The organism is Desulfofustis glycolicus DSM 9705 (assembly GCF_900130015.1).
In the GTDB taxonomy this organism is placed as follows: domain Bacteria; phylum Desulfobacterota; class Desulfobulbia; order Desulfobulbales; family Desulfocapsaceae; genus Desulfofustis; species Desulfofustis glycolicus.
Map to the genome: position 1 here is coordinate 13,386 of NZ_FQXS01000001.1, position 22,502 is coordinate 35,887.

General features: G+C 59.3%; 24 protein-coding genes and 1 pseudogene. 15 read left to right on the forward strand and 10 right to left on the reverse strand.

Going from position 1 to position 22,502, the window contains the following annotated elements:
• Window positions 1-10: 10 nt before the first annotated feature.
• The 10 genes from BUC26_RS00075 to BUC26_RS00120 all read left to right on the forward strand — a co-directional run bounded on the left by BUC26_RS00075 (window position 11) and on the right by BUC26_RS00120 (window position 10,313).
• Window positions 11-1,204 (forward strand): rhodanese-like domain-containing protein, encoded by a 1,194-nt coding sequence (locus BUC26_RS00075; protein ID WP_073372797.1) that lies wholly within the window; start codon window positions 11-13, stop codon window positions 1,202-1,204.
• A gap of 2 nt (window positions 1,205-1,206) precedes the next feature.
• On the forward strand, window positions 1,207-2,169 hold the full coding sequence (locus BUC26_RS00080) for an ABC transporter substrate-binding protein (RefSeq protein ID WP_143165862.1): 963 nt from the start codon (window positions 1,207-1,209) through the stop codon (window positions 2,167-2,169).
• The gene (locus BUC26_RS00085; protein WP_073372799.1) at window positions 2,159-4,624 is read left to right on the forward strand and encodes a SpoIIE family protein phosphatase; all 2,466 of its coding nucleotides are present in this window, start codon (window positions 2,159-2,161) and stop codon (window positions 4,622-4,624) included. Before BUC26_RS00080 ends, BUC26_RS00085 begins: the two co-directional genes overlap by 11 nt.
• A complete protein-coding gene (locus BUC26_RS00090; protein WP_073372800.1) occupies window positions 4,621-4,947 on the forward strand; it encodes an STAS domain-containing protein in 327 nt (108 codons plus the stop codon). The genes BUC26_RS00085 and BUC26_RS00090 overlap by 4 nt, the downstream gene beginning before the upstream one ends.
• 148 nt (window positions 4,948-5,095) lie before the next feature.
• Window positions 5,096-6,040: a metal ABC transporter solute-binding protein, Zn/Mn family gene (locus tag BUC26_RS00095; protein WP_073372801.1), complete on the forward strand. Its 945-nt coding sequence runs from the start codon at window positions 5,096-5,098 to the stop codon at window positions 6,038-6,040.
• Window positions 6,041-6,046: 6 nt separating this feature from the next.
• A complete protein-coding gene (locus BUC26_RS00100) occupies window positions 6,047-6,550 on the forward strand; it encodes a hypothetical protein (RefSeq protein WP_073372802.1) in 504 nt (167 codons plus the stop codon).
• Window positions 6,540-7,301 carry a metal ABC transporter ATP-binding protein gene (locus BUC26_RS00105; protein WP_073372803.1) on the forward strand — a complete coding sequence of 254 codons (762 nt, stop codon included), beginning with the start codon at window positions 6,540-6,542 and terminating at the stop codon, window positions 7,299-7,301. Before BUC26_RS00100 ends, BUC26_RS00105 begins: the two co-directional genes overlap by 11 nt.
• Complete coding sequence (locus tag BUC26_RS00110; protein WP_073372804.1) at window positions 7,301-8,557, forward strand: metal ABC transporter permease; 1,257 nt, start codon at window positions 7,301-7,303, stop codon at window positions 8,555-8,557. Before BUC26_RS00105 ends, BUC26_RS00110 begins: the two co-directional genes overlap by 1 nt.
• A 534-nt stretch (window positions 8,558-9,091) precedes the next feature.
• Window positions 9,092-9,499, forward strand: coding sequence for a (deoxy)nucleoside triphosphate pyrophosphohydrolase (locus BUC26_RS00115; protein ID WP_073372805.1), 408 nt, complete (start codon window positions 9,092-9,094; stop codon window positions 9,497-9,499).
• 325 nt (window positions 9,500-9,824) lie between these two features.
• A complete protein-coding gene (locus BUC26_RS00120) occupies window positions 9,825-10,313 on the forward strand; it encodes a ferritin-like domain-containing protein (RefSeq protein WP_073372806.1) in 489 nt (162 codons plus the stop codon).
• Window positions 10,314-10,390: 77 nt separating this feature from the next.
• Here BUC26_RS00120 and BUC26_RS00125 read toward each other — a convergent pair whose 3' ends face one another.
• The 9 genes from BUC26_RS00125 to BUC26_RS00165 form a co-directional block, all read right to left on the reverse strand.
• Window positions 10,391-11,065 (reverse strand): YrbL family protein, encoded by a 675-nt coding sequence (locus tag BUC26_RS00125; protein WP_073372807.1) that lies wholly within the window; start codon window positions 11,063-11,065, stop codon window positions 10,391-10,393.
• 3 nt (window positions 11,066-11,068) lie between these two features.
• Window positions 11,069-11,671: a TetR/AcrR family transcriptional regulator gene (locus tag BUC26_RS00130; RefSeq protein WP_073372808.1), complete on the reverse strand. Its 603-nt coding sequence runs from the start codon at window positions 11,669-11,671 to the stop codon at window positions 11,069-11,071.
• Window positions 11,672-11,752: 81 nt separating this feature from the next.
• The gene (locus BUC26_RS00135; protein WP_073372809.1) at window positions 11,753-12,916 is read right to left on the reverse strand and encodes a sodium ion-translocating decarboxylase subunit beta; all 1,164 of its coding nucleotides are present in this window, start codon (window positions 12,914-12,916) and stop codon (window positions 11,753-11,755) included.
• Between the two features lie 16 nt (window positions 12,917-12,932).
• Window positions 12,933-13,322 carry a biotin/lipoyl-containing protein gene (locus tag BUC26_RS00140; RefSeq protein WP_073372810.1) on the reverse strand — a complete coding sequence of 130 codons (390 nt, stop codon included), beginning with the start codon at window positions 13,320-13,322 and terminating at the stop codon, window positions 12,933-12,935.
• 35 nt (window positions 13,323-13,357) lie between these two features.
• Window positions 13,358-13,744 carry an OadG family protein gene (locus tag BUC26_RS00145; protein ID WP_073372811.1) on the reverse strand — a complete coding sequence of 129 codons (387 nt, stop codon included), beginning with the start codon at window positions 13,742-13,744 and terminating at the stop codon, window positions 13,358-13,360.
• Window positions 13,745-13,757: 13 nt separating this feature from the next.
• Window positions 13,758-15,305, reverse strand: coding sequence for an acyl-CoA carboxylase subunit beta (locus BUC26_RS00150; protein WP_073372812.1), 1,548 nt, complete (start codon window positions 15,303-15,305; stop codon window positions 13,758-13,760).
• A gap of 403 nt (window positions 15,306-15,708) precedes the next feature.
• Window positions 15,709-16,722, reverse strand: coding sequence for an arsenic resistance protein (locus BUC26_RS00155; RefSeq protein ID WP_073372813.1), 1,014 nt, complete (start codon window positions 16,720-16,722; stop codon window positions 15,709-15,711).
• The gene (locus BUC26_RS00160; protein ID WP_073372814.1) at window positions 16,719-17,195 is read right to left on the reverse strand and encodes a DUF302 domain-containing protein; all 477 of its coding nucleotides are present in this window, start codon (window positions 17,193-17,195) and stop codon (window positions 16,719-16,721) included. Before BUC26_RS00160 ends, BUC26_RS00155 begins: the two co-directional genes overlap by 4 nt.
• 480 nt (window positions 17,196-17,675) lie before the next feature.
• On the reverse strand, window positions 17,676-19,088 hold the full coding sequence (locus BUC26_RS00165; RefSeq protein ID WP_073372815.1) for a sigma-54 interaction domain-containing protein: 1,413 nt from the start codon (window positions 19,086-19,088) through the stop codon (window positions 17,676-17,678).
• Window positions 19,089-19,342: 254 nt separating this feature from the next.
• Here BUC26_RS00165 and BUC26_RS00170 point away from each other — a divergent pair, with 254 nt between their 5' ends.
• The 5 genes and pseudogenes from BUC26_RS00170 (at window position 19,343) to BUC26_RS00190 (ending at window position 21,118) form a co-directional block, all read left to right on the forward strand.
• Window positions 19,343-19,621 carry a B12-binding domain-containing protein gene (locus tag BUC26_RS00170; protein ID WP_073372816.1) on the forward strand — a complete coding sequence of 93 codons (279 nt, stop codon included), beginning with the start codon at window positions 19,343-19,345 and terminating at the stop codon, window positions 19,619-19,621.
• Window positions 19,594-20,019, forward strand: coding sequence for a sensor histidine kinase (locus BUC26_RS00175; RefSeq protein WP_073372817.1), 426 nt, complete (start codon window positions 19,594-19,596; stop codon window positions 20,017-20,019). The genes BUC26_RS00170 and BUC26_RS00175 overlap by 28 nt, the downstream gene beginning before the upstream one ends.
• Window positions 20,016-20,498: a hypothetical protein gene (locus BUC26_RS00180; protein ID WP_073372818.1), complete on the forward strand. Its 483-nt coding sequence runs from the start codon at window positions 20,016-20,018 to the stop codon at window positions 20,496-20,498. Before BUC26_RS00175 ends, BUC26_RS00180 begins: the two co-directional genes overlap by 4 nt.
• Before the next feature lie 36 nt (window positions 20,499-20,534).
• Window positions 20,535-20,948: pseudogene (locus BUC26_RS00185) on the forward strand (response regulator); the annotation flags it as partial.
• Window positions 20,927-21,118: a hypothetical protein gene (locus BUC26_RS00190; protein ID WP_073372820.1), complete on the forward strand. Its 192-nt coding sequence runs from the start codon at window positions 20,927-20,929 to the stop codon at window positions 21,116-21,118. The pseudogene BUC26_RS00185 and the gene BUC26_RS00190, both read left to right, overlap by 22 nt.
• Window positions 21,119-21,242: 124 nt before the next feature.
• On the opposite strand, the gene BUC26_RS00195 is transcribed toward BUC26_RS00190, so the two are convergent.
• The gene (locus BUC26_RS00195) at window positions 21,243-21,908 is read right to left on the reverse strand and encodes a response regulator (RefSeq protein ID WP_208609662.1); all 666 of its coding nucleotides are present in this window, start codon (window positions 21,906-21,908) and stop codon (window positions 21,243-21,245) included.
• Between the last annotated feature and the right edge of the window lie 594 nt (window positions 21,909-22,502).

The window sequence follows — 22,502 nt, forward strand, 5'->3', positions numbered from 1 at the left end:
CGGCCATGGCATGACCCACCCTCCCTGCTCCTGCACAAACAGCCCCGCCGCTTCGTTACGAGCGGGCCTCCTGCTGCTGCTGACGATCTGCCTGGCGCTGGTCGCCATCGCCGGTCCGGTCCGGGCCGGTGGTTCCTCGCCGTTTCGCGCCTTTTTTCCGGATGTGGCGACCATCTCGACCACCGAACTGCACGAACGGCTCTTCACCCTGACGCTCATCGATATTCGCAGCCGTTTCGAATTCGAGGTAGTGCATATCGCCCGCTCGATCAATCTTCCTCTGAAAGACGGCAGCTTCGCCGAGCGGATCGAGAGGCTCAAACCGGTACAGGAGAAGATCACCATGGTGCTGATCGGCAACGACCCGGATTGCTCGCGAGCCTTCGAGGCCGCGTTGCTGGCGCGGGCGCGCGGCCTTATCAATGTTCTCGTCTACGATGCCGGGGTGTACTCCTGGCTGCACGCCTATCCGGATCGCTCCCGGCTGATGGGCCGGTCGCCGGCCCGGCTGGAGGAGGTCCTGCCGCTGATCAGCCACCAGTCCCGGCTGGTATCCATCGAGCGCTTTAAACGGCTGGCCGGCGAGCCCGGCGCTGTCGTCATCGATATCAGAAATGTCTATCAACGCCGCCGCGTACCGGCCGGACTCGAGGTGCGCAACATCAGCCTGGAGGCGCTGCTCGCCGCCGTCGGTAACCGCATCTGGGCGAACCGACCGTTGCTGATCTTCGACGAGGATGGCAGCAGGACCCGATGGCTGCAGCTGTTCCTGCGCGCTGGCGGGTTTTTCGATTACGCCTTTCTCGACGGCGGCATGAACGCCCTGCCGCCGTCCGCGCAAAAATCGCTGGACGCCGGCGACGACGAATCGATCTCGATTAACCAGGTGCGCTTGCGTGAATCACTCAACGATCTCTGGGAACTCGGTCAAGCGAACGAATTTTTGAGTTATATCCTCTCCTGCCTGCGCCGGGAGAACATCGCCTTCGTCCCGGCCGGCGAGGCGACCGCCCACCTGGGCATTTCCCGGGAACAGCTGCGCATCTTATCCGAAGAGTTGGCCAGGACCGGACAATTGCGGTTTTTCGAGACGAACGGCAATTTCGTCTACCAAGTCGATCCACTGCTCGCCTGGAAGGGAGCACAAAAAGGGATGGTCTGGAACGAGCGCGTCAACCAGTTCCACCAAGACTCCAGCCAGTGACCATGACCAGGTTTGCACTGCTGCTCATCACGTTCATCCTGTTGCCGCCCGGCACGGCGCTGACCGCCACCCGGCTGGCCCTGCACTGGCAACCGCAGGCCCAGTTTGCCGGGTTTTACCTGGCCGAAGACAAGGGCTTCTACCGGGAAGCGGGGCTTGACCTGACCATCCTACACGGCGGGGCCGACAGCGTCCCGGCCGACCGCCTCAGCTCCGGCGAGGCCCATTTCGCCACGATGTTCCTGGCAACAGCGCTGGAACGGCGGGGTGCCGGCATTCCCCTGGTCAATGTCTGCCAGCTGGTCCAGCGCTCCTCGCTGCTGCTGCTCACCAGGAAGAAAGATGCCATCACCGACATCGCCGATCTGGACGGTCGCCGCGTCGCCGTCTGGGCCAACGAATTCCAGCTGCAGCCATGGGCGCTGTTCCGGCAGCATGACATCGATCCGCTGCTCGTACCGTTCAGCGGCTCCATGGAACTCTTCCTCAAGGAAGCGGTATCGGCGACCCTGGCCATGTGGTACAACGAATATCACACCGTGCAAGCCGCCGGCTATCTTGAAGAAGAACTGCAGCCCTTTTTCTTCAAGGACACCGCCTTCGATTTTCCGGAAGACGGCATCTACTGCCTGGCCGAGACCGTCGAAAACGATCCTGAGACCGTCGCCGCGTTCGTCTCGGCCACCCTGCGCGGCTGGCGCTACGCCTTTGCCCACGAAGAGGAGGCACTGGCCAGCACCGAAGCCCGGATGCGGGCGGCCAACCTGGCGTTTTCAGCCACCCATCAGCGCTGGATGTTGCGCACCATCGAATCCCTGATAGCACCCCCCGACGGACCTGATGAGTTCGGTCGGCTGAGCCGCCGTTCCTTCGATCCGGTCGCTGCCGCCCTGCTGCAGGCCGGATTCACGGACCGATTGCCGTCTTATGAGGTCTTCGTGCGGAGCATCGATTATGTCGATTAAACCGGGCATCACCTTCAAGGCGGTTTCCCTGTTCCTGCTGTTGTCGGTCTCCATCCTGACGGCAGTTCACCTCTACAGCTACCTGGTTTCACGGCGAATCATCGTCGATATGGCCGAACAAAACAGCCGTGGTATCGGCGGCACCATTGTGCACCAGATTGCCGCCCGGATCACCCCGGTGGAAACGATTATTCGCAATATCGCCGCTACGCTGGAGAACCCCGACCTGTCCGACGAGGCGATTTTCGAGTTGACCAGATCGATCGTCGCCAGAAACGAAGCAATTTTTGCCTCCGCCGTCGCCTTCGAACCGTATGCCATGATCGACGACCAACTCTACTTCGCCCCGTACAGCTACCGATCGGGCGATCAGATCGTCACCAAACAGCTCGGCGGCGCCGATTACCGCTATTTCCACCAGGACTGGTATCAATTGCCACGCCTGCTCGACCGAGGTGTCTGGACCGAACCCTACTATGATACCGGCGGCGGCGATATCCTGATGGCCACCTATGCCGTTCCCTTCTATCGGACCCACAAAGACGGTAGCCGGCAGCCGGTCGGTGTGGTGACCGCCGACATTTCGCTGGCCTGGCTGCAGCAATTGCTCGCCGGGATCGAACTATACGACAGCGGTTATGCGGCGCTGCTCTCGAGCAGCGGCATGTTTCTCTACCATCCCGACCAGCAGCTCGTGCTCAACGAGACGATCTTCTCCCTTGCCGAGTCCCTCGGCGACCGGGAGCTCTGGGAAATAGGCAAGGATGCGATCGCCGGCGGCTCCGGGTTTCTGGAACGGGTCAGCTACCAGAACCGACAACCGAGTTTTTTCTACTATCGCCCGCTACCGGTGGGCGACTGGTCGCTCTGCTTCCTGTTTCCCCGAGCTGAAGTGCTGCGCGACATCACCGGACTGACCAGGACGACGCTGGTCATCAACCTGCTCGGCTTTCTCGTGCTCGCACTGGCGATCACCTGGTTGACCAGGCGGCTGACCCGGCCGCTGATCAACCTGTCGCACGCGGCCCGCTCGATCGCCGGCGGCAACCTTGAAACACCCATGCCGACGCACGGCGGCAACGATGAGTTGGGCCAGTTGACCGTCTCGTTCAGCGAGATGCAGCGCTCCCTGCGCGACCATATCGAGCAGCTGACGGAAACCACCGCCTCCAAGGAACGGATCGAGGCGGAACTGCGCATCGCCCGCAACATCCAGATGAGCATCCTGCCGAAGCTCTTCCCCCCCTACCCCGAGCGCAGCGAATTCGATATCTTCGCGTCGATCAAGCCGGCCCGTGAGATCGGCGGCGATCTCTACGACTTTTTCTTCCTCGACCAGCACCATTTCTGCTTTTTGATCGGCGATGTCTCGGATAAAGGTGTGCCGGCGGCGTTCTTTATGGCCGTCACCAAGACCCTGCTCAAGGTCGTCGCCGACCAGTACCCCGATCCCGGTGCGATCCTGACCAAAGTGAATAACGACCTGGCCGAGGGCAACGAGTCCTGCATGTTCGTCACCCTGTTCATCGGCGTGCTGGATCTGCGCACCGGGCGGCTGGTCACCGGCAACGCCGGTCATAATCCGCCGGTCCGACTGGCTGCCGGCACCGAGCCGGCCCTGCTGCCGTCGCCGCAGGAACCGCTGGCCGGCGCCATGAGCGGTATCACCTACACGTCCCAGGAAGTACTGCTGGCGCCTGGCGATTTTCTCTTTCTCTACACCGACGGGGTGACGGAAGCGGTCAGCGCCGACGGCACTTTTTACGGCGAAGAGCGGTTGCTCCGGGAAATCTCCGCCGCCGGCGCACAGCGTGCCGAGCAACTTGTTGGCGCAGTCGATCGGTCGGTTAACGACTTCTGCAGCGGTGCAGAGCAATTCGACGACATCACCATGCTCTGTCTGCGCTTCATTGCTCCCACCGATCGAGAGACAACCGCGGCAACGGCCGACGAAAACGCCGCCTCGGCAACCTTGGCGGCAACCGGAGAGCGTGATACCATCACCGTCGAACTCCGTTTCGGCACCAAGCTGACGGCCCTGGACGATCTGGTAGGCGGCCTGGCGCCCCTGAAAACCGACGGCCAGCTGACGGAGCGAGATCACTACCAAATGCGCCTGGCCCTTGACGAGTTGATTACCAACACCGTATCTTATGGTTTTGCGACCGGCACCGGCAGCGGTATCGAGGTGACGATCACACTGTGGCCGGGCCACCGCTACCGTATCGTCTACCGTGACGACGCCCCGCCGTTCGATCCGGTGACGGTCTCCGTGGACCCGGAGCAGCGCAGTACCGAGGCGGCCAATTTCGGCGGTCTCGGCATCTCGCTGGTCACCACCATCATGGACGCGATCGACTATCGATGGAAAGACGGCCACAATGTCATCACCATGACGAAAAACCTGACCGATAGACCAGACAACGACAACCAACATCACCGGGAGATGGCATGAAGTACACCTGGACCTCTGAAGCCGACTGCGACATTCTCGAAATCTCCGGCAATCTCGATTCCAATTCGGCCCCGGCCGTAAGCCAGTGCCTTGACGAGTATTGCGCCGGCACGCCGCGCAACTTGATCATCGACCTAGCCCAGGTCGACTATATCTCCAGCGCCGGCTTGCGGGTGGTCATCAAGGTCAATCACACCCAGACCGCCACCGGCAAGAAGGTCATGCTCTGCGGCCTGAAAGAATACGTCCGCGAGGTGTTCGACATGGCCGGGCTCAGCCGAATCCTCGATATCCGGGACGATCGGCAGGCCGCTCTGGCGTAATCGCCGACGGTAACGATACCGCCGGAAAACGCGCTGCATAGTTTTTCATTTGCAAACCTTCGCTCCCCGTTTATGCTTGACGGGTGATTCATCTGCCGGCTGGGAGCTATCCCGCCGATTGCCAGCCCCCTTCCGGAGTCCATTGCCCATGGTGCAAATGCTATCGATCGCGACCAAGCCGATACTTGCAGTTTTTATCCTACTGCTCGGAATCATCGGCCGGCCGGCGATCGTGCCGGCCAACACAGAGCTGCCGGTGATCGTCGCCTCCACGACGCAGATCGCCGATTTCGCCCGGCAGATCGGCGGTGACCAAGTCGTCGTCAGAAGTATCCTGGCGCCCGGCGCCGATCCGCATACCTACCTGCCGACGCCAAACGATGTGGAAATCGTGCTCGGTGCCGATCTCTGCCTGGAAAACGGGCTGCACCTTGAGGGCAAGAGCTGGATGGCAACGCTTGCCCGGGATGGTGGCAAACCGCTCGTCACCGCAACCGACGGAATTCAGCCGCTGTTGCTCGAGGGCAGCGGCGAGAAGATCTCCGATCCCCATGCCTGGCTGGTGCCGCGCAACGCCGCGGTCTACGTCAACAACATCGCCGACGCGCTGATCCGACTCGCCCCGGACAACCGGGAATTCTTCGATGCTCGGGCCGAACTCTACCTGCACCAGCTGCGGGTGCTCGATGCCTGGATCCGCCAGCAGGTCAGCCTCATTCCGCCGTCCCGACGGGTACTCGTCACCACCCACGACGCCTTCAACTATTTCTGCCGGGAATATCGCTTCAACCCGAAAAACGACTTCCTGTCCATCGCCCCGGTCGGCTGGTCGACCGGCGGTGAAGTGGGCGCCGGTATCACGCCGGAACGCCGCCGCCGGGTCATCGAATCGATCCGGCAATCCGGCACCCGTGCCCTTTTTGTCGAAACCACGGTCAATCCCAAGCAGGTTCGGGAGATTGCCCGCGAAACCGGCATCGTCATCGGCGGCGAGCTCTATTCCGACTCGATGGGCCCGTCGGGCTCCGCCGGGGAAACCTATATCGGCATGATGCGGGAAAACGTGCTGATGATAGTCAACGCCCTGCTCTGAGCCGCTATGCGCTTTATTCTCGTCATCCTGATCTGGATTGTTTTCGTCGGCGGCCTGTTCACCTACACCAGCCACCGCGCCGATCTTTCCGCCGCGCCCGCCGCTCAGCCCCCCGCCCTGGAGAAACAGCCCGGGACGCGCATCTCGCTGGAGCTGACGCCGACCTTTTCCGGCACGGCTGATCCCTTTGCCCGGCGCAGCGATACCAGGCCGGCAGCGCAGCTGACCGTCCGGATCAACGGGCAGCTGCTCAAGCCGTCCCCCGGAGAGCTGCACCGCGGGCGGCCGCTGCTGATCGAACCGCAGACCTCGCTGCATGTCGGCACCAACGAAATTATGGTGGTTGCCAGTCCGCCGCTGGAAGATGACCTGGCGGCACACGGCATCCGGGTCCGGATCATGGACGGGCGCCGGCCGATCGCCGACCGCACCATCTGGGCCGAGGGCGGCGCGCTTGTCTCCGGTGTCGTCTCCTTTGATCTCGATGCGGGAGGTCCCGATGGCCGCTGAAAAACGCTGGGTTATCGAAGTTGAGCACCTGACGGTCAGCTATCAGGCCCGGCCGGCCCTGCTCGACGTCAGCGTGCGCATCGAGGGGGACCAGCTGGTCGGCGTGATCGGCCCGAACGGCGCCGGTAAGTCGACGTTTATCAAGGCCATCCTCGGTTTCGTCAAGCCCGATATCGGCAGCGTCCGGATTAACGGCCGGGACGCTCGAACGGTCAAGGGCGAGGTCGCCTATGTGCCGCAGCGCGGCACGGTGGACTGGGATTTCCCGATCACCGTCGAGGAAGTCGCGGTCATGGGCCGCTACCAACAGATCCCGTGGTACCGCTCGCCCACCGCCGTCGATCGTGAGGCGGCACGGGAAGCACTGGCCATGGTGCGCATGGAGGATCTGAGCCATCGCCAGATCGGCGAGTTGTCCGGCGGCCAGCAGCAGCGCGTCTTCATGGCCCGAGCCCTGGCCCAGGGCAGTGACATCCTGCTGCTCGACGAACCGTTCGCCGGCGTCGACGCGGCCACCGAGCGTGCCATTCTCGACGTGCTGGAGCGGGCCAAACAGGCCGGCAAGACGCTGGTCGTCGTGCATCACGACCTATCGACCGCCGCCGAGTATTTCGACAAGCTGATCCTGATCAAGCAGCGTCTCTACGCCTACGGGCCGCCGGGCACGGTGCTGCGCGAGGATCTGCTCAGCAAAGTCTACGAAGGCCGCCTGCGGATCTTCAGCAGCGTCATCGACCAGGAGGGGGCCTGATGCTCTACGACCTCTTCATTCTGCCGCTGACCGAACCCTATTTCCAAAAGGCCCTGATCGGCGGCTGCATCGTCGCCATCGTCGCCGGGGTGGTCGGTTGTCTCGTCGTACTGCGGCGCATGGCTTTTCTCGGCGATGCCTTGTCCCATGCGATGATAGCCGGCGTCGCCGGCGGCTATCTGGTGATGAAGCTGCTTTTCGGACTGGAGGCCCACGCCCCGGGCATGTTGCTCGGCTCGCTGCTGGCCGCGATCGCCACCGTCGCCCTGATCAGTTTTGTGGCCCGGATTTCGCGGGTCAAGGAAGATACCGCCATCGGTATCATGTACACCGGGATCTTCGCCCTCGGCGTCGTCGTCGTCTCCATTTTCCGGCACTACATCCACATCGACCTGATGCATTTCATCATGGGCGACATCCTCGGCGTCGCCGATACGGATCTCTGGGTCAGCGCCTTCGCCGGTGCCTTCGTGCTCAGCCTGCTGATCCTGTTTTTCCGGCACTTCCAACTGGCCACCTTCGACCCGGTGATGGCCGCCTCGATCGGCCTGCCGGTACTGCTGCTCGATTATCTGCTGACCACCTGCGTCTCCCTGGTCGTAGTCAGCGCGGTAAGCATGGTCGGCGTCATCCTGGTGGTCGGCCTGCTCATTACGCCGGCCGCCACCGCCTACCTGCTGAGCGACCGACTCGACCGAATGATGTGGCTGGCCGCCCTGTTCGGCACTACGAGCATTATCGGCGGGCTCTATCTCTGCGTCTGGCTCGACTCGGCCGGCGGCGGTGCTATCATGCTGTTCTGCACCCTGCAATTTCTCGTTGTCCTGACAGTGGCTCCGAAATACGGTCTGCTGGCCCGCTGGCTGCGCCTGCGCAGCCTCATTCCGCAGCAGGTGGTCGAGGACATCCTGACCACCATCCTGCGCTACGACCGGCCGACTCCGCTATCGATCATCCGCACCTACGTCGAGAGCGGCAAAGGGTTGCAACGGGCACTGTCGCGCATGGTCCGCGACAATCTTCTGGAAGCGTCCGAAGACGGCTACCGGCTCACCGCCGCCGGGAGACAGGAAGCGGACAAGGTATTGCGCGCCCATCGCCTCTGGGAGGCATACCTGGCGACCATCGGCACACCTGCCAGGGAGGTCCATTCCACCGCGCACCAATTGGAACATCTCGGCGGTGAGGCCGTCGAGTACCTCGACGAAAAGCTTGGCCAGCCGAAGGTCGGTCCGCACGGCAACCCCATCCCTTGATTGTCAACCGTCCCGGTCGCCGATCGACGGGTGCAAAACATCCTTCCCCCTTACATAAACCTGACAATGGAGCCTTTTGCAAAACTTAGATTTTCGTTCAAAATCAAGGCATGCGAAAAATTTTACCACAGGCATATAGTTGATATTCCGAGGATAAAATTTTGAGCATAACGCAGAGTTTGGGCGAAAAGATTGTTTTACAAATGGCTCAATGGTTATTATTTACATGGAACTCAGTTCCCTGGACCGGTCGGTTTTATCGGATGCTGCAGCGCCAAGGACCGACAGGCCGGAGAATCAGGCCCGAAGGGTTGCGGACAGAATGTCCGCAACCGGAAGCAGGACCGACCAGCCCGTTCGCTACGCCAACACGCCGTAATCTGCACACCTCGATGCGGTGACGGAGTGGTTGAACGGTGCAGGCAATTTTGCCACTGCAAAGGAAAATCATGATCTGTCCCCGCCACTGTCTTCTGCAACAGCGTCTCGTCTGCCGCTACGCCGGCCCAGCACCGCCAGACTGGGAGACCGCCGATGATAGCCGTTGATCCGCCGGTCAGAGTGGTCGTCGGCCTGCTCTTCAACGACACGGGGCGTATTCTGATCGCCCGGCGTTCGACCGATAAACGCTACGGTGGTCTCTGGGAATTTCCCGGCGGCAAGGTTGAGCCCGGCGAATCTGACCCGGCTGCCCTGCGACGCGAGATGCGCGAGGAACTCGACGCGCCGATTATCATCGCCCGAGTGTTTGCCGGCTATCGCTTTACCTTGGGCCACCTCTCGGCAGAGTTCATTCCCATTTCCGGCTCCATCGACCCGGCCGATATCACGCTGCTGGAGCATGACGCCCACCACTTTATCACCGCCGACGAGATCGCCGGATTCCCCTTTGCCCCCTATGACAAGCGAGCCATTACGATGCTCAGAAGCGGTCTGGTCTGACCGTTATTCTAAAATACCAGCTCCCGGATAATGCAGCATATCTCACTACAATAACAGACATTATAATCAACCAAGAAGACACAGGGCACACAGCAGCTATTGGCGATGCTCTTACATTCTGACCAGAAAGCCGTCGATCAAAAGCACTGATACTTGTTTTCATACCGTGAATTCACTTGTGGTAATGGCAAGATGATTATAAAGTGGACCAAACAGCAAAACGACAGGCTGCCCTGAATACCGGCATTTCCGACCAACCTCCGCGTTGCATGGAGGTACGAGGTTTTCACGACGGCCGACACTATCCACCGGAGAGGAGGTCTCAATGGATCCGTTTGCATTTTCCATTCAGATGGAAAAAGACGCCGAAGCGCTGTATCGCAAAATGGCTGATAATACCCCGGCTGCCGGGGTGAAAAAGGTCCTGCTGCTGCTTGCCGAGGATGAAGTGAAACACCGCAAGGCCATCGAGCAACTGCAGAAGAGGATGAACGTCGAGCCGCAGGAAGGCGTGGCGCTAGATATCAAGACCGTCTTCGACGAGATGAAGCAGGACAAGGATTTTACTTCATTGTCCGAAGACGCGGTTGAAGACTACCGCAAGGCCGTCGAAATCGAGAAACGGGGCATCGCCTTCTACCAGGAAAAATTCGCCGAGGCGACCGACCCGACCAGCAAAAAGCTGTTCGAGGCCCTGATGAAACAGGAAAGCTACCACCTGAGAACCTGCGAGAGTTTGCTGGACATGGTCCAGAAACCGGAGTGGTGGGTGGAAAACGCCGAGTTCAACCCGAGAGACAATAACGAGTATTAACTCGCTTCCAGCCTTCCGCATGCAGGCAGATCGTGTCTGCATGCGGATCCTCTTTTTGTCCCGCCCAGCAGCCTTCTCTACAGACCGTCGCGTTGTCGGTGGTGCTGTCGCGCCCGGTAGCGATCCCGGTGCTCGTGAAAAAATCGAATCCGCTCCAGCAGCTGCCGTGTTCTCCGCCGCATTTTCCGCCTGGCAAAAAATCCGACATAGCTTGACAACGGGATGAATTCGTTATTGTCAAATCGGCCTTTCAGATCCAGCGCAACGGCTCGATAACCGCCGTCCTGTTCCAGGACCAAGGCGATGTTTTTCGGATTGAGATCAAAGAGGCGGATATCTCGTTCAAGCAGGTATCGGCCAAATATCTCGGCGACGGCCAGAACCCGCGTAATATCGCACGCATCGTCAAAGACGATGATATCGTAGATGGACCGGGCGATGGTGCCATGGGCATCACGAATACAATCGCAGACCAGCCCGGTGCCGCGATCGGTGGCGACAAAGCCGTGGCAATGACTGATGCAGGACAACCGGCCATGTCGGCGGATCAGATCCCGGTACCCTTGCCACTCCTTGCGATTGGCCGACTGATCGGCATTCCCGGTGCCGGCCGGCACCTTGATCACCAGGGACCGATCGGTGGGATGACGAAAACAGAGACGCCCCCGGCCGCGATTGATCAGCAGCTCGTCACTGAGTACCAGCGGTTTCTCCACGTCCGCGATGATCTGCCCTTCCTGTTCCCCGGCCACGGCTTACTGATCCTCGACGCGATCCGGATTGGCCATGCCGCGCCAGACCATATCGAACATCACCGCCGCCTGGCCTGCCAGACTTTCCTGGCGGCCACGCAGGATCCACATGAAGAAACTGCGCTGGACAAATCCCATCAGAAAATCGAGCAGTGCGCCGGCTCTTACGTGCGGATTAAGCACTCCTTCCCGCTGGCCCTGCTTGAGCACCTCGATCATCAGACCCATCATCCGCGGCTGGGCAAAGGTCTGATCGGCCATCCAGGTGTTCATCGGCAAGGTCATGAAGACGATGCGACCGAGGCCGACATGGTGCTCGTAATAGTCGAGCTGCAGCCAGAAGACCTTGCGCAGCTTCTCCTTCATGTCCTCGATGCCCTGCAGGTGATCGACAATCCGGTCGGTGAGTTTGCCCATCCAGATATCGACAAAAGCGAACACCAGCCGCTCCTTGCTGCCGTAGTGCTTGTAAATCGTCGTAAAACTCACCCCGGCCTTGCTGGCCACATCACGGATGCTGGCCTGGTGAAAATCGGCGTTGGAAAAAACGTCCAGCACCGCCCGCTCGAGACGTTCATGGACATCGGGGTGAAACGATCTACTCATTGGGCCTGATTGACTGATCTGGAGAAAACTACCTGTAATTCGACTATATCGGATCGTCTTTTACCGCAAATCCGCCGTCTGTCAATGACCAAAAAGCGACAACAGTACCCCGGCCGAAACGGCAGACCCGATGACCCCGGCAACATTTGGCCCCATGGCATGCATCAGCAGGAAATTGGTCGGATCCTCTTTGCTGCCGACCACTTGCGATACCCGGGCGGCCATCGGCACCGCCGAGACACCGGCCGAACCGATCAGTGGATTGATGCCGGTCCTTGAAAACTTGTTCATCACCTTGGCCAGCAAGACGCCCGAGGCCGTGCCCATGGCAAAAGCGATTACGCCGAGCAGGAGAATGGCCAGGGTCTCCACCTTGAGGAATTGCTCAGCTGTAGCGGTCGCCCCGACGGTGACCCCGAGAAAAATGGTGATGATGTTGATGAGCGCATTTTTTGCCGTGTCCTCGAGACGGCCCACCACCCCGCATTCCCGAAAGAGATTGCCGAGCATCAACATGCCGACCAGGGTTGCTGCGGCCGGCACGATAAGGCTGACGATGATGGTAACGATGATCGGAAAGAGAATTTTCTCCTTTTTCGAAACGTGCCGCAACTGGCTCATCCGGATACTCCGCTCCGCTTTGCTGGTCAGCATCTTCATGATCGGCGGCTGAATGATCGGCACCAGAGCCATATAGGAGTAGGCAGCGATGGCGATGGCCCCGAGCAGGTGTGGCGCCAGTTTGGACGACAGAAAGATCGCGGTCGGACCGTCGGCCCCACCGATAATGCCGATCGACGCGGCTTCCTGAGCGGTGAACAGCCCCGAAGCGATAGCCCCGATAAAGGTGATAAAGATGCCGAACTGCGCCGCCGCGCCGAGCAACAGTGACCGCGGGTTGGCGATGAGCGGCCCGAAATCGGTCATGGCGCCGACCCCGAGGAAGATCAACGGCGGAAAGATACCCAGGTGATCGCCCTGGAACAGGTAGTAGAGCAACCCGCCCGGTTCAACGGTGTGAACCGCTGCCGCGGTGATCTCCAGGACCGGCGGCTTCATCAGGCCGGCAAAGGGGAGATTAGTGAGCAGCACGCCAAAAGCGATCGGCACTAACAACAGCGGCTCGAAGCCGCGGACAATGGCCAGATAGAGCAGCAGGCAGGCGACCCCGAGCATCAGGATCGCTCCGAAACTAAGACCGTAGACGCCGGTCGTCCGACAAAATTCCAGTAAGGCCGCACCCATGGCTGATCCTCCCGGCTCAGGTCAGGACAACCAGCACGTCGCCGGCGTTGACCGAGGCCCCTTTGACCACTTTGACCTCGCCGACGACCCCGTCGGCCGGTGCTACCACCTCGTTGGCCATCTTCATCGCCTCGAGGATGAGCAGGGTCTGCCCCCTGGTTACCCGGTCGCCAGAACTCACCTCGACCCCGACGATGGTTCCCGGCATCTGGGCAATGATGGCACCGGTCGGTGATACTGCGGCCGCCCGGCTGACCGGCCGGGCCGCCGGCGCTGCAGAACTTGTCCCGGCTTCCCGCGGCGCCGGAACTGCGGCCACCACGTCAGCGGCGGCCCCAGCCCCGGCGATTTCTTCGATGGCTACTTCAAATTCACTACCGTTGACCACCACCCTGAATCGTCTCATTGCTCATCCTCCAACCGTCATAACTCGTTATACGGTCAATCACCGCTGCGTAATCGTTCGATCAAACCGACCCGCCCCCAGGCCGGCGCCGTGTCCTCAACCCGTTTGATTTCCCTGACCACCAGACTGTCCGGCGACGTCCTCAGCACCAGGGCCAGCGCCGCGGTGATCGCGGCGACGGTGTCGGCACCGATTGCCTCGGCTGACGGTTCTTTTTCCGTTTCAGTCGGTTGCTCAACGGCCGGTTGATCCGTTAGTCTGCCAAGCAGCACGATAACGCCATGGAGCACTATCAGGGCAACAAACGTGACGCCCATACCGAGCACAGTAGCAACCAGTCCGGCCAGCATCTTGTCAGCAAAGCTCAAGCTGCCGATGGTCGCCGGGTCACCGAATTTTGCCAGCAATTCGCTGATATCCATCTCCCTCTCCTGTTTACAACGGTATGTTGCCGTGCACCTTGGCCGGGCGACGCTCCCGTTTGCCGGCAAGCATGACCAACCCATCGATGACCCGCTGCCGTGTCGTCCGCGGCTCGATCACATCATCAACGAAACCACGCTCCGCCGCCTTGTACGGCGTGGCAAACTCCGCCTCGTAATTTTTCAGAATCTGTTGCTTGGCCGCCTGCTTGTCTTCGGCCCGATCGAGATCCTTTTTGAAAATGATGTTGACCGCTCCCTCCGATCCCATGACTGCAATTTCGGCGGTCGGCCAGGCAAAGACGAGGTCGGCCCCGAGTGATTTCGAGCACATGGCCACATAAGCACCACCGTAGGCCTTGCGGGTAATGACGGTCAGTTTCGGTACGGTCGCCTCGCTGTAGGCGTAGAGTATTTTTGCACCATGACGGATAATGCCGCCGTATTCCTGCGCGGCGCCGGGCAGAAAACCGGGCACGTCGACAAAGGTCAGCAACGGTAGGTTAAAGGCGCTGCAGGTCCTGATAAAGCGGGCCGCCTTATCACCGGCGTTGATGTCGAGACAGCCGGCCATCACCGCCGGCTGGTTGGCGATAATCCCCACCGGACGACCGTCGATCCGGGCCAGGGCGGTGAGCAGATTGGGTGCGAACAGCGCCTGGTATTCAAGAAATCGGCCGTCGTCGACAAGCAACTTGATGATTTCATGCATGTCATAAGGCTTGTTGGGAGTTTCCGGGATTATCGTATCAAAGGCCTCGACCATCCGGTTCGGATCGTCGCCAGAAGGCGCCCGCGGCGGGTTTTCCATATTGTTGCCGGGCAGATAACCAAGCAACTGACGGATAGCTGCCAGACAGTCGCGATCGGACTCGGCGATGAAATGGGCATTGCCGCTGACCTTGTTGTGGGTCAGCGCCCCACCGAGATCCTCGGCACTGACTTGCTCCCCGGTCACGGTGCTGATCACCTGCGGGCCGGTAATGAACATCTGCGAGGTCCGGTCGACCATGAAGATGAAGTCGGTCAGGGCCGGCGAGTATACTGCGCCGCCGGCACAGGGCCCCATAACCGCTGATATTTGCGGGATAACGCCGGAGTAAATTGCGTTACGATAAAAAATCTCGCCATAGCCGGACAACGCGTCCACCGCCTCCTGGATACGGGCACCACCGGAATCGTTGAGCCCGACGATCGGCGCCCCGACCTTCACCGCCGCATCCATCGCCTTGACCACCTTGCGGGCATGCATCTCACCCAGCGCCCCGCCGGTAACGGTGAAGTCCTGAGAGAATGCATAGACGAGCCTGCCGTCAACCCGACCGTAACCGGTAACCACCGATTCACCCTCAAAGCCGAGTTTGTCCATCCCGAAGTTGGTGCAGCGACAAGCGACAAAGGCGTCAAGCTCGACGAAGGAGTTGGCGTCGAACAAGTACTGCAACCTCTCGCGGGCAGTCAGTTTTCCCTTTTCATGCTGCTTGTCGATCCGCTCCTGTCCGCCGCCAAGCGAGATTCTCTGCCGTTTCCGGCGAAGCTGGTCAATCTTGTCAGTTGGCATAGAGGCTTCCTCTCAACAAATAACTCGTCCGCACGTCACGACGACAATGCCTATACGAACAGTTGTTACTCTTTTATTTAATTTATTAACTTTTAATATTGTTGTGTTTTTATATTATAAATTTTAGTAAAAAAAATATTCTTGTAATGATGTTACTCTTTGTTACCGTAATCGGCCAGTTTTTGTCAACAAAAAAGATTTGACCAGAGCAGCATCAATTCATGTGATGATGAGCGTTGATCGATACTGGAGAGCGATTATATAACGTATAGTTGGAGGATAACGATATTCCGCTTTCCGGCGTGAGCACTTGCAAACAGCGGGTTGAGCGACACCCTACAGGGAGGGCGGGTCGCCTCGGCAATCAGAAACGACCCGCGCGGGGGGAAGGAAGGGGAGAAAATCAGCGTGACACGGCAACGGCAACCTGCTTTTTCGCGGGCGCCTGGCCAAAGATCCACGGCACCAGTCGGATGTACCAGGCCGCCGACTGAATCTGAAAAACATATGCCAGCGCGATCAGCAGCGCGATGGTCGAACCGTCGCGACCGAAAGCCGTCATCGCGATCGCCAGAGCGATGGACAGATCACGCATGACCACCCCGAAGACCATGGCAATGGCGTCTTCCCGGGTGAAGAACAATTTTCCGATCACTGACAGTACCACGTAATTGAGCAGGTAAAAGACCACCAGCGGCGCGGCGATAACCAGCAGGTCACTCGGGTCGGCAAGGATAGTCTTGGCCTTCAGGGCCATCGCGACAAAGGCGATCATCGTCACGCCCAGTGCCGAGAACGGTGGAAATAGCGGCTTGTAGACTTCGGCCCAGGCCTTGGCACCATGCTTCTTGACCAGATACCGCTGCGTCAGCAAACCCGCAATCAACGGGACAAAGACAAACAGGCAGATCTGCTGGAACATGTGCAACATGTCGACATGCACGGTAGCTCCCATGAATACCCGGGTATACACCGGTGCTGCCAGCGCGCCGATGATCAGGCCGAAGACCAGCATCTTGGTGGCCGCTTCCTTGTTGCCGCCGGCAAAACCGGTCCAGGAAATGGTCATACCCGAGGCCGGCAGCACCCCGATCAGAAACAAGCCGACCGCCCACAGGCCGTACTTCATCTCTTCGCCCTGCAGGAACAATCTGCCGAGGCCGTACACGACTAGCGGCACGAGTAGAAAATTGATCACCTGTGTAGTCACCTGCAGCCGGAGATCATGGCCGGAAAAGATGCTGCGCACCTGGAGGGTGGCCATCATCGGATAGACCATGACAAAGGTTATCGGGATGATAAAGGTCTTCAGCGGCGCGGCATCAAAGAGAAAACCGCCGCCCACAAGGCCGAGTACCATCGCGATCGGGATGGCCCAGACCAGATTTTTTTGCAGAATGCGTAATAGCTTGATCATACTGACACCCCTTGCCGGTTCTCCGGCGTAAAATCTTCAGGCGCCGCAGAGACCTCTGAGCAGGCGGCAGCCTCGTCGATCATCGCAATAATCTTCTGATAGGTTTCGGCCAGTGAGTCGGGAAACGTCGGACAGTTTACCAGGGAGGCGATTGTCTCCCGGCAATAATGATGAAACCGCACCTTGGTCGCCTGTTCATCGCTGAAGACCATGACAAACTTGGGCATCAGGATGGCTCGCTCCGGATTGGCCTGCAGGCTGCCGGCTGCCTTGTCCGGCTTGCAGACCTGCAGCATATGCAGGTCGAAACCTTCATCAACACCGGCACCATGGTCTCGAAAGGCACGGGCCATGTCCATGTGGCTCTCATTAGCCACGATAAACCCCTGGCGGCCGGCAACATCTTTGAAGTCGGCGGCAAAACGGGCCGGACTTTTCTTCGTTTCAGCACAATAGAGATGATCGGTGGTCATCGTCCTTCTCCTTTCAGCATGATCTGTGACATGATGTCACAATGAACAATAAAAATCGGCTCATGGCGGAAGGGCGGGCCGGTCCTGCCTCCAGCTGCTGCGCTGCGGCCTGATCGGCTGGCCTCCGAGGCCGGCAGACAGGCCATCCATGGCCTGGCCGCCGGCTACGGACGTCCTGTCCGTAGCCCTACGGGCCTGATCCTCCGGCCCGCCGGGCCTTCGCGATGCAGCCTCCGACAGAACCGGCCAGCCCGGGGGAATGATTACTGATAAACAAAAACTATGCCCATGCCTGCCGACACCAGAAAATAACGGCCCTATTCCCGTTAACCATTAGATATAGAAAAACAAATAGAAAACAGGAGAAAGCCCTGGAAAAGGCGAAGCGGAATGGCACGGAGAAAAAAGAACGGCTAAGTAACGTTACTAACGTTACCTGTAACGTTACTTGGCGTCAGGAATTCAACTCGGAAGGTGTGCTCAGCTGGTCGTCGTCTCGTGTCGCTGCAAGGGGATATTCCATTTTTTCATATATTTCCATATAGCCGTTCGGCTCAGCCCGACCCGGCGCGCCACCTCGGCCTTGTTCCACCCACAGCTGTCAAGCAGTTCGATCAATACCACTCTGGTCAGCAGCGGCCGACCACTGCTCGCCGGTCCGGTCGAACCTCGCAGAGTGGTGGGCGGAGGCGGACCGTGGCGCAGCTCGACGGGGAGATCATCGACATCGATCCGGTCGCGGCCGCACAGCACGAAGGCGTGTTCGATGGCATGTTCCAGTTCCCGTACATTGCCCGGCCAGTCGTGGTCGAGAAACAACCGCATCACCGCCGGGGCGACATCGACGATATGCTTGCCGGTCTTCCTGTTAAATGCATCGATAAAATGGCTGATCAGCAGCGGGATGTCTTCACGGCGCTCCCGAAGCGGTGGAATAACGATGGGAAAAACCTTCAGCCGATAATAGAGGTCCTCGCGAAAACGGCCCTCCCTTACCAGGGCGGCCAGGTCCCGGTGAGTGGCGGTGATGATGCGGATGTCGATCGACCGACGCCGCGATTCACCAACCCGCTCGATCTCACGCTCCTGCAGCACTCGCAGCAGCTTGACCTGAATGAGAGGACTCAAATCGCCGATTTCATCGAGAAACACCGTGCCGCCGGCAGCCTCCTCGAAACGACCGATACGGTCGCGCAGGGCCCCGGTGTAGGCGCCCTTGACATGGCCGAATAATTCACTCTCCAGCAAGGTCTCACTGAGCGCACTGCAGTTCACGGTAACGATCGGTTGCCGGCCGCGCGGGCTGCGAAAATGGATAGCGCCGGCAACCAATTCCTTGCCGGTACCGCTCTCGCCACGGATAGCCACGGTTGCTTCGCTGGCCGCCGCTGCTTCGATGGACCTGAAGACGCCGCGCATGGCCGGGCTTTTGCCGATAATGTTATCAAGCCGGTGTACCTCGCCGAGCCGCAGCGCCGCCTCTTCGGCGCGCCGCCGCACGCGACTGAGTTCGGTCAGGTCGGTGATGGTCTCGACAATGCCGAGAATTCGGCCGTTGTCGTCACGCACCACGCTGGCGTTTTTGATGACCGGTACGTCATGACCGAGTTTGTGGCGAACCTGACATTCCTTGGCCTCGGCCGAGTCCCGCTCGAAAATTCGGCAACGCCGGATGTCGGCCGGACAGCTCGTCCCGAAACAGCGACTGCAGCTGAGAATCGCGCAGGTCCGGCCCACCGCCTCGGCCGCAGAATAGCCACTGATCCGTTCCATCGAGCGGTTCCAGGAGGTAATCCGGCCCTGCTCGTCCATGGTGAACACCCCGTCGGCCATCGAATCGATAATGCGGCCAACGAAGCGCTGATCAAGACTGTTAAGCTGTGCTACGTCCATATCGTCCGTGATTACCGAAAGCGTTGCGCACCCCAACGGTTGCATCACCCCGGCCGACAGCCGACCGGGCAGATGCGGTTTTCCCGGCGTTATGGATCAACCGGGTCGCACCGTAAAATCAAACCGGAGCAGCGCAATAATTTGCGCTTCTTTGCCATGCAAACTATACTCCAATCAGTTTGCCCCGTAAACACAGGGCCGCCAGTACCACATGCGGTCGGAATGAAATGACGGAAAATGTACATAAGTGCTCAATGATCAGCGAAGACGTCTACGATCGGTATCTCGAGGCCTTGCTGCGCGGCGACAGCTGCACCTGCCTGAAGATAATCGACGGACTGCTCGACGAGCAGGTTCGGCCGATTGTCATGTATGTCGATCTGCTGCAACGATCGCTCTACCGGATCGGCGAGTTATGGGAACACAACCGGGTCTCCGTGGCCACCGAACATCTCGCCACCACCATCACCGAACGAACCCTGGCGGCAATCTATCCGACTCTATCATGGCCCGAAAACGGGGCATCTCGCTGATCGTTCAGCAACCGCCGGCACCGATCATCGCCGAGATCGATCACTACAAGATCGAACAGGTCTGCAACAACCTGGTCGCCAACGCCATCGAACACGCCCCGGATCACTCCGAGGTGCGCATCAGACTGGCGCAGGTCGGCACCAACTGGCAGGTATCCGTAACGGATTGCGGCCCCGGACTCGACAGCGACGAGGCCGCCGCGCTTTTCCTTCCCTTCAGCCGGGGGAAAGCCGGCAAAACGGCAACATCCCGCTCCACCGGGCTGGGCCTGGCCATCTCGAAAAAAAACGTCACCGCCCACGGCGGCACCATCCGGGTCGACAGCCGACCGGGACATGGTGCGTGTTTCAGTTTTTCCATTCCGACCCACCAAGACCATCAGGAGAAACAATCATGAACCGCGAGGAACTGATCGCCGACGCCGCGCAACTCAAACAACCGTCTGCGGAGGCGACCGCCGCCTTTTCGGAAAAGCGGGAAGTGCTGGCAGCCGCGGTCAATCGCACCATGGCTCAACGCCCCGATCTGGAAAAACTGGTGGGTCCTGCCGGCCGGTTGATGAGCGAGGACAACAATCGCAACTTTTCGCTGTTCATGGAATCTCTGTGGCAGGGCTACCGTCCCAAAATCCTGGTCGACACCGTGCTCTGGGTCTTCAGGACCTATCGTTCCCACGGCTTCGCACCGATCTATTGGCCAGCGAACCTGGACACCTGGCGGGAACACCTTCGTGCCGAGCTATCGGCACCGGTCTTTAGCGAAATCGGCCCGTTCTACAGTTGGCTGATTACCCATATCCCCTTTTTCACGGCCTTGACTGATATCGATCCGATCGACACGTCAATGCCTGTATCGCAAAACTTTCATGGAACCTGAGACGATGCCTGCCGATCTTACCATCTTGTCGTCGATGACACACCGGACCTTTTGTGGGCGACCACCCGCGTGCTCCGCTCGGTCGGGGCCACGGTCCACGAAGCCGTCGACGGCCAAAGCTGCCTGACGACTGTTCGCCAACACCTTCCCGACCTGGTACTGCTCGACGTTGAGCTCCCGGATCTACTCGGCTATGAAATCTGTCGGCGGATCAAAAACGACGAATCGCTCAAGGCCGTCTACGTGGTCATGCTGTCGAGCTCAATGACCACCTCGGACGATCAGTCGGAAGGCCTGGAAAGCGGCGCCGACGGCTATATTACGCGGCCGTTGCCTAACCGGGAACTGCTCGCCCGCGTCGAGTCGGTCGCGCGGATCATCCGGGCCGAACGGGAGCGCGACCGGCTGATCAGCAAACTGCAGCAAGCATGGAGACCATCAAGACCCTGAGCGGCATGCTTCCCATTTGCGCCAGCTGCAAAAAGATCCGCAACGACACCGGCTCCTGGGAGGAGGTGGAATCCTACGTCAAACGCCACTCCGACGCCGAATTCACCCACGGCATCTGCCCTAACTGCGCCAGGAAACTCTACGGCGATCTGTATGATGAGGAAGAGTGAAGCGCTCCCCATTGAGACTCAGGTAGATAACACGGTCCGCTCAAGACAGGCACGAAGCAGTCAAAACCGACTCGGCAGATGTATCCATGATTATCCCGTTAATCGCCGTGTCTTTCGTGTGGGGTCAACCGCCCAGAGAGGTCGGCTCGCCGACCGGCTCGGACCCAGGCGACTCAGGCAGGGCGGCGGCAAGTGCAGAGCGGATCAGCACCGTCATGTCTTTTTTGAGCAGCGGCTTGAAAATCAGGCCGTGCAGCCCTGCTTTCTTGACCTTTTCCTCATTGATGGCAGCACTATAACCGGTACAGAGGATAATCGGCAATTCAGGTTTACGGGCCAGCAACTTGCCGGCCAGTTCCAGACCGGTCATGCCGGGCATGGTCTGATCGGTGATAACCAGGTCGAAGCGCAGCGGATCAGCGCAAAAAAAATCATAGGCGCGCTGTCCGTCCGTCACCGAAGTCACGGTATAGCCATAACGCTCGAGCATCTTGGCGGACATCTCCAGGAGCAGCCGCTCATCATCGACAAAGAGAATCCGCTCCGTTCTGCCCGGCAAGGATTCGCTGTCCTGCGCCGGTATGAAACTCTGTTGCCGGGAGCAGGACCAGAAGACATGGAAGGTGGTGCCCTGATCCACTTCGCTGTCCACGGTCAGAACACCGCCGTATTCAGCGACAATACCGTAGACGATCGACAGGCCCATGCCGGTCCCTTTTTCCTTGTCCTTGGTGGTAAAGATCGGATCGAAAATCTTCAAGTCATCCAGAAGAGCTGCCTGCGGTGTCACGCATGCCGGCAGCGGCACCGGCCGAGTTGACCGACGCTTTCAATGCGATATCCATCACGCTTCGCCAGGAGCGTGATCGGCTTGAAACATGCGGTGGCAAACATACCTCCCATTGTCGCAACGAGCTGCGCCCTGCACGTTTGCCTGTATCCCCGTGGCTTTCATCTGGGCTTCTCGCTTTTTCGCCGCGGAAAACCCAACCGCCGGTAACGATCTAGACCTGGACAATCATGCCTTGGGAGGTAAAATGACCACTCGCCTGCCGCCATATCTCTCTCATATTTCTTGGCATCATTCCGCTAAAACTCTCCACAACGAAAAGACAAACCGTTCACCGACAGTCTCCTCAAGCAGCTGGCATAGCTCCTCCTTTAACGGTACCTGAATCTTGCGAGGATCGGCAGGACGCCAATGTCCTGCGCTTCTTATTTTCTCTCATTAGAAAGTGAGCTTACATCAAGTACCGCTCAACATAGACATGGAATTACAACTTTTCCAAAAAATTGAGTTTTTATGATGTTTAAGATAATATTCAGGTAGCCCGTCCGACAATCTGCTGTTGGCAGTGAGAAGTTTAGCTTTGGTGCTGGCTAA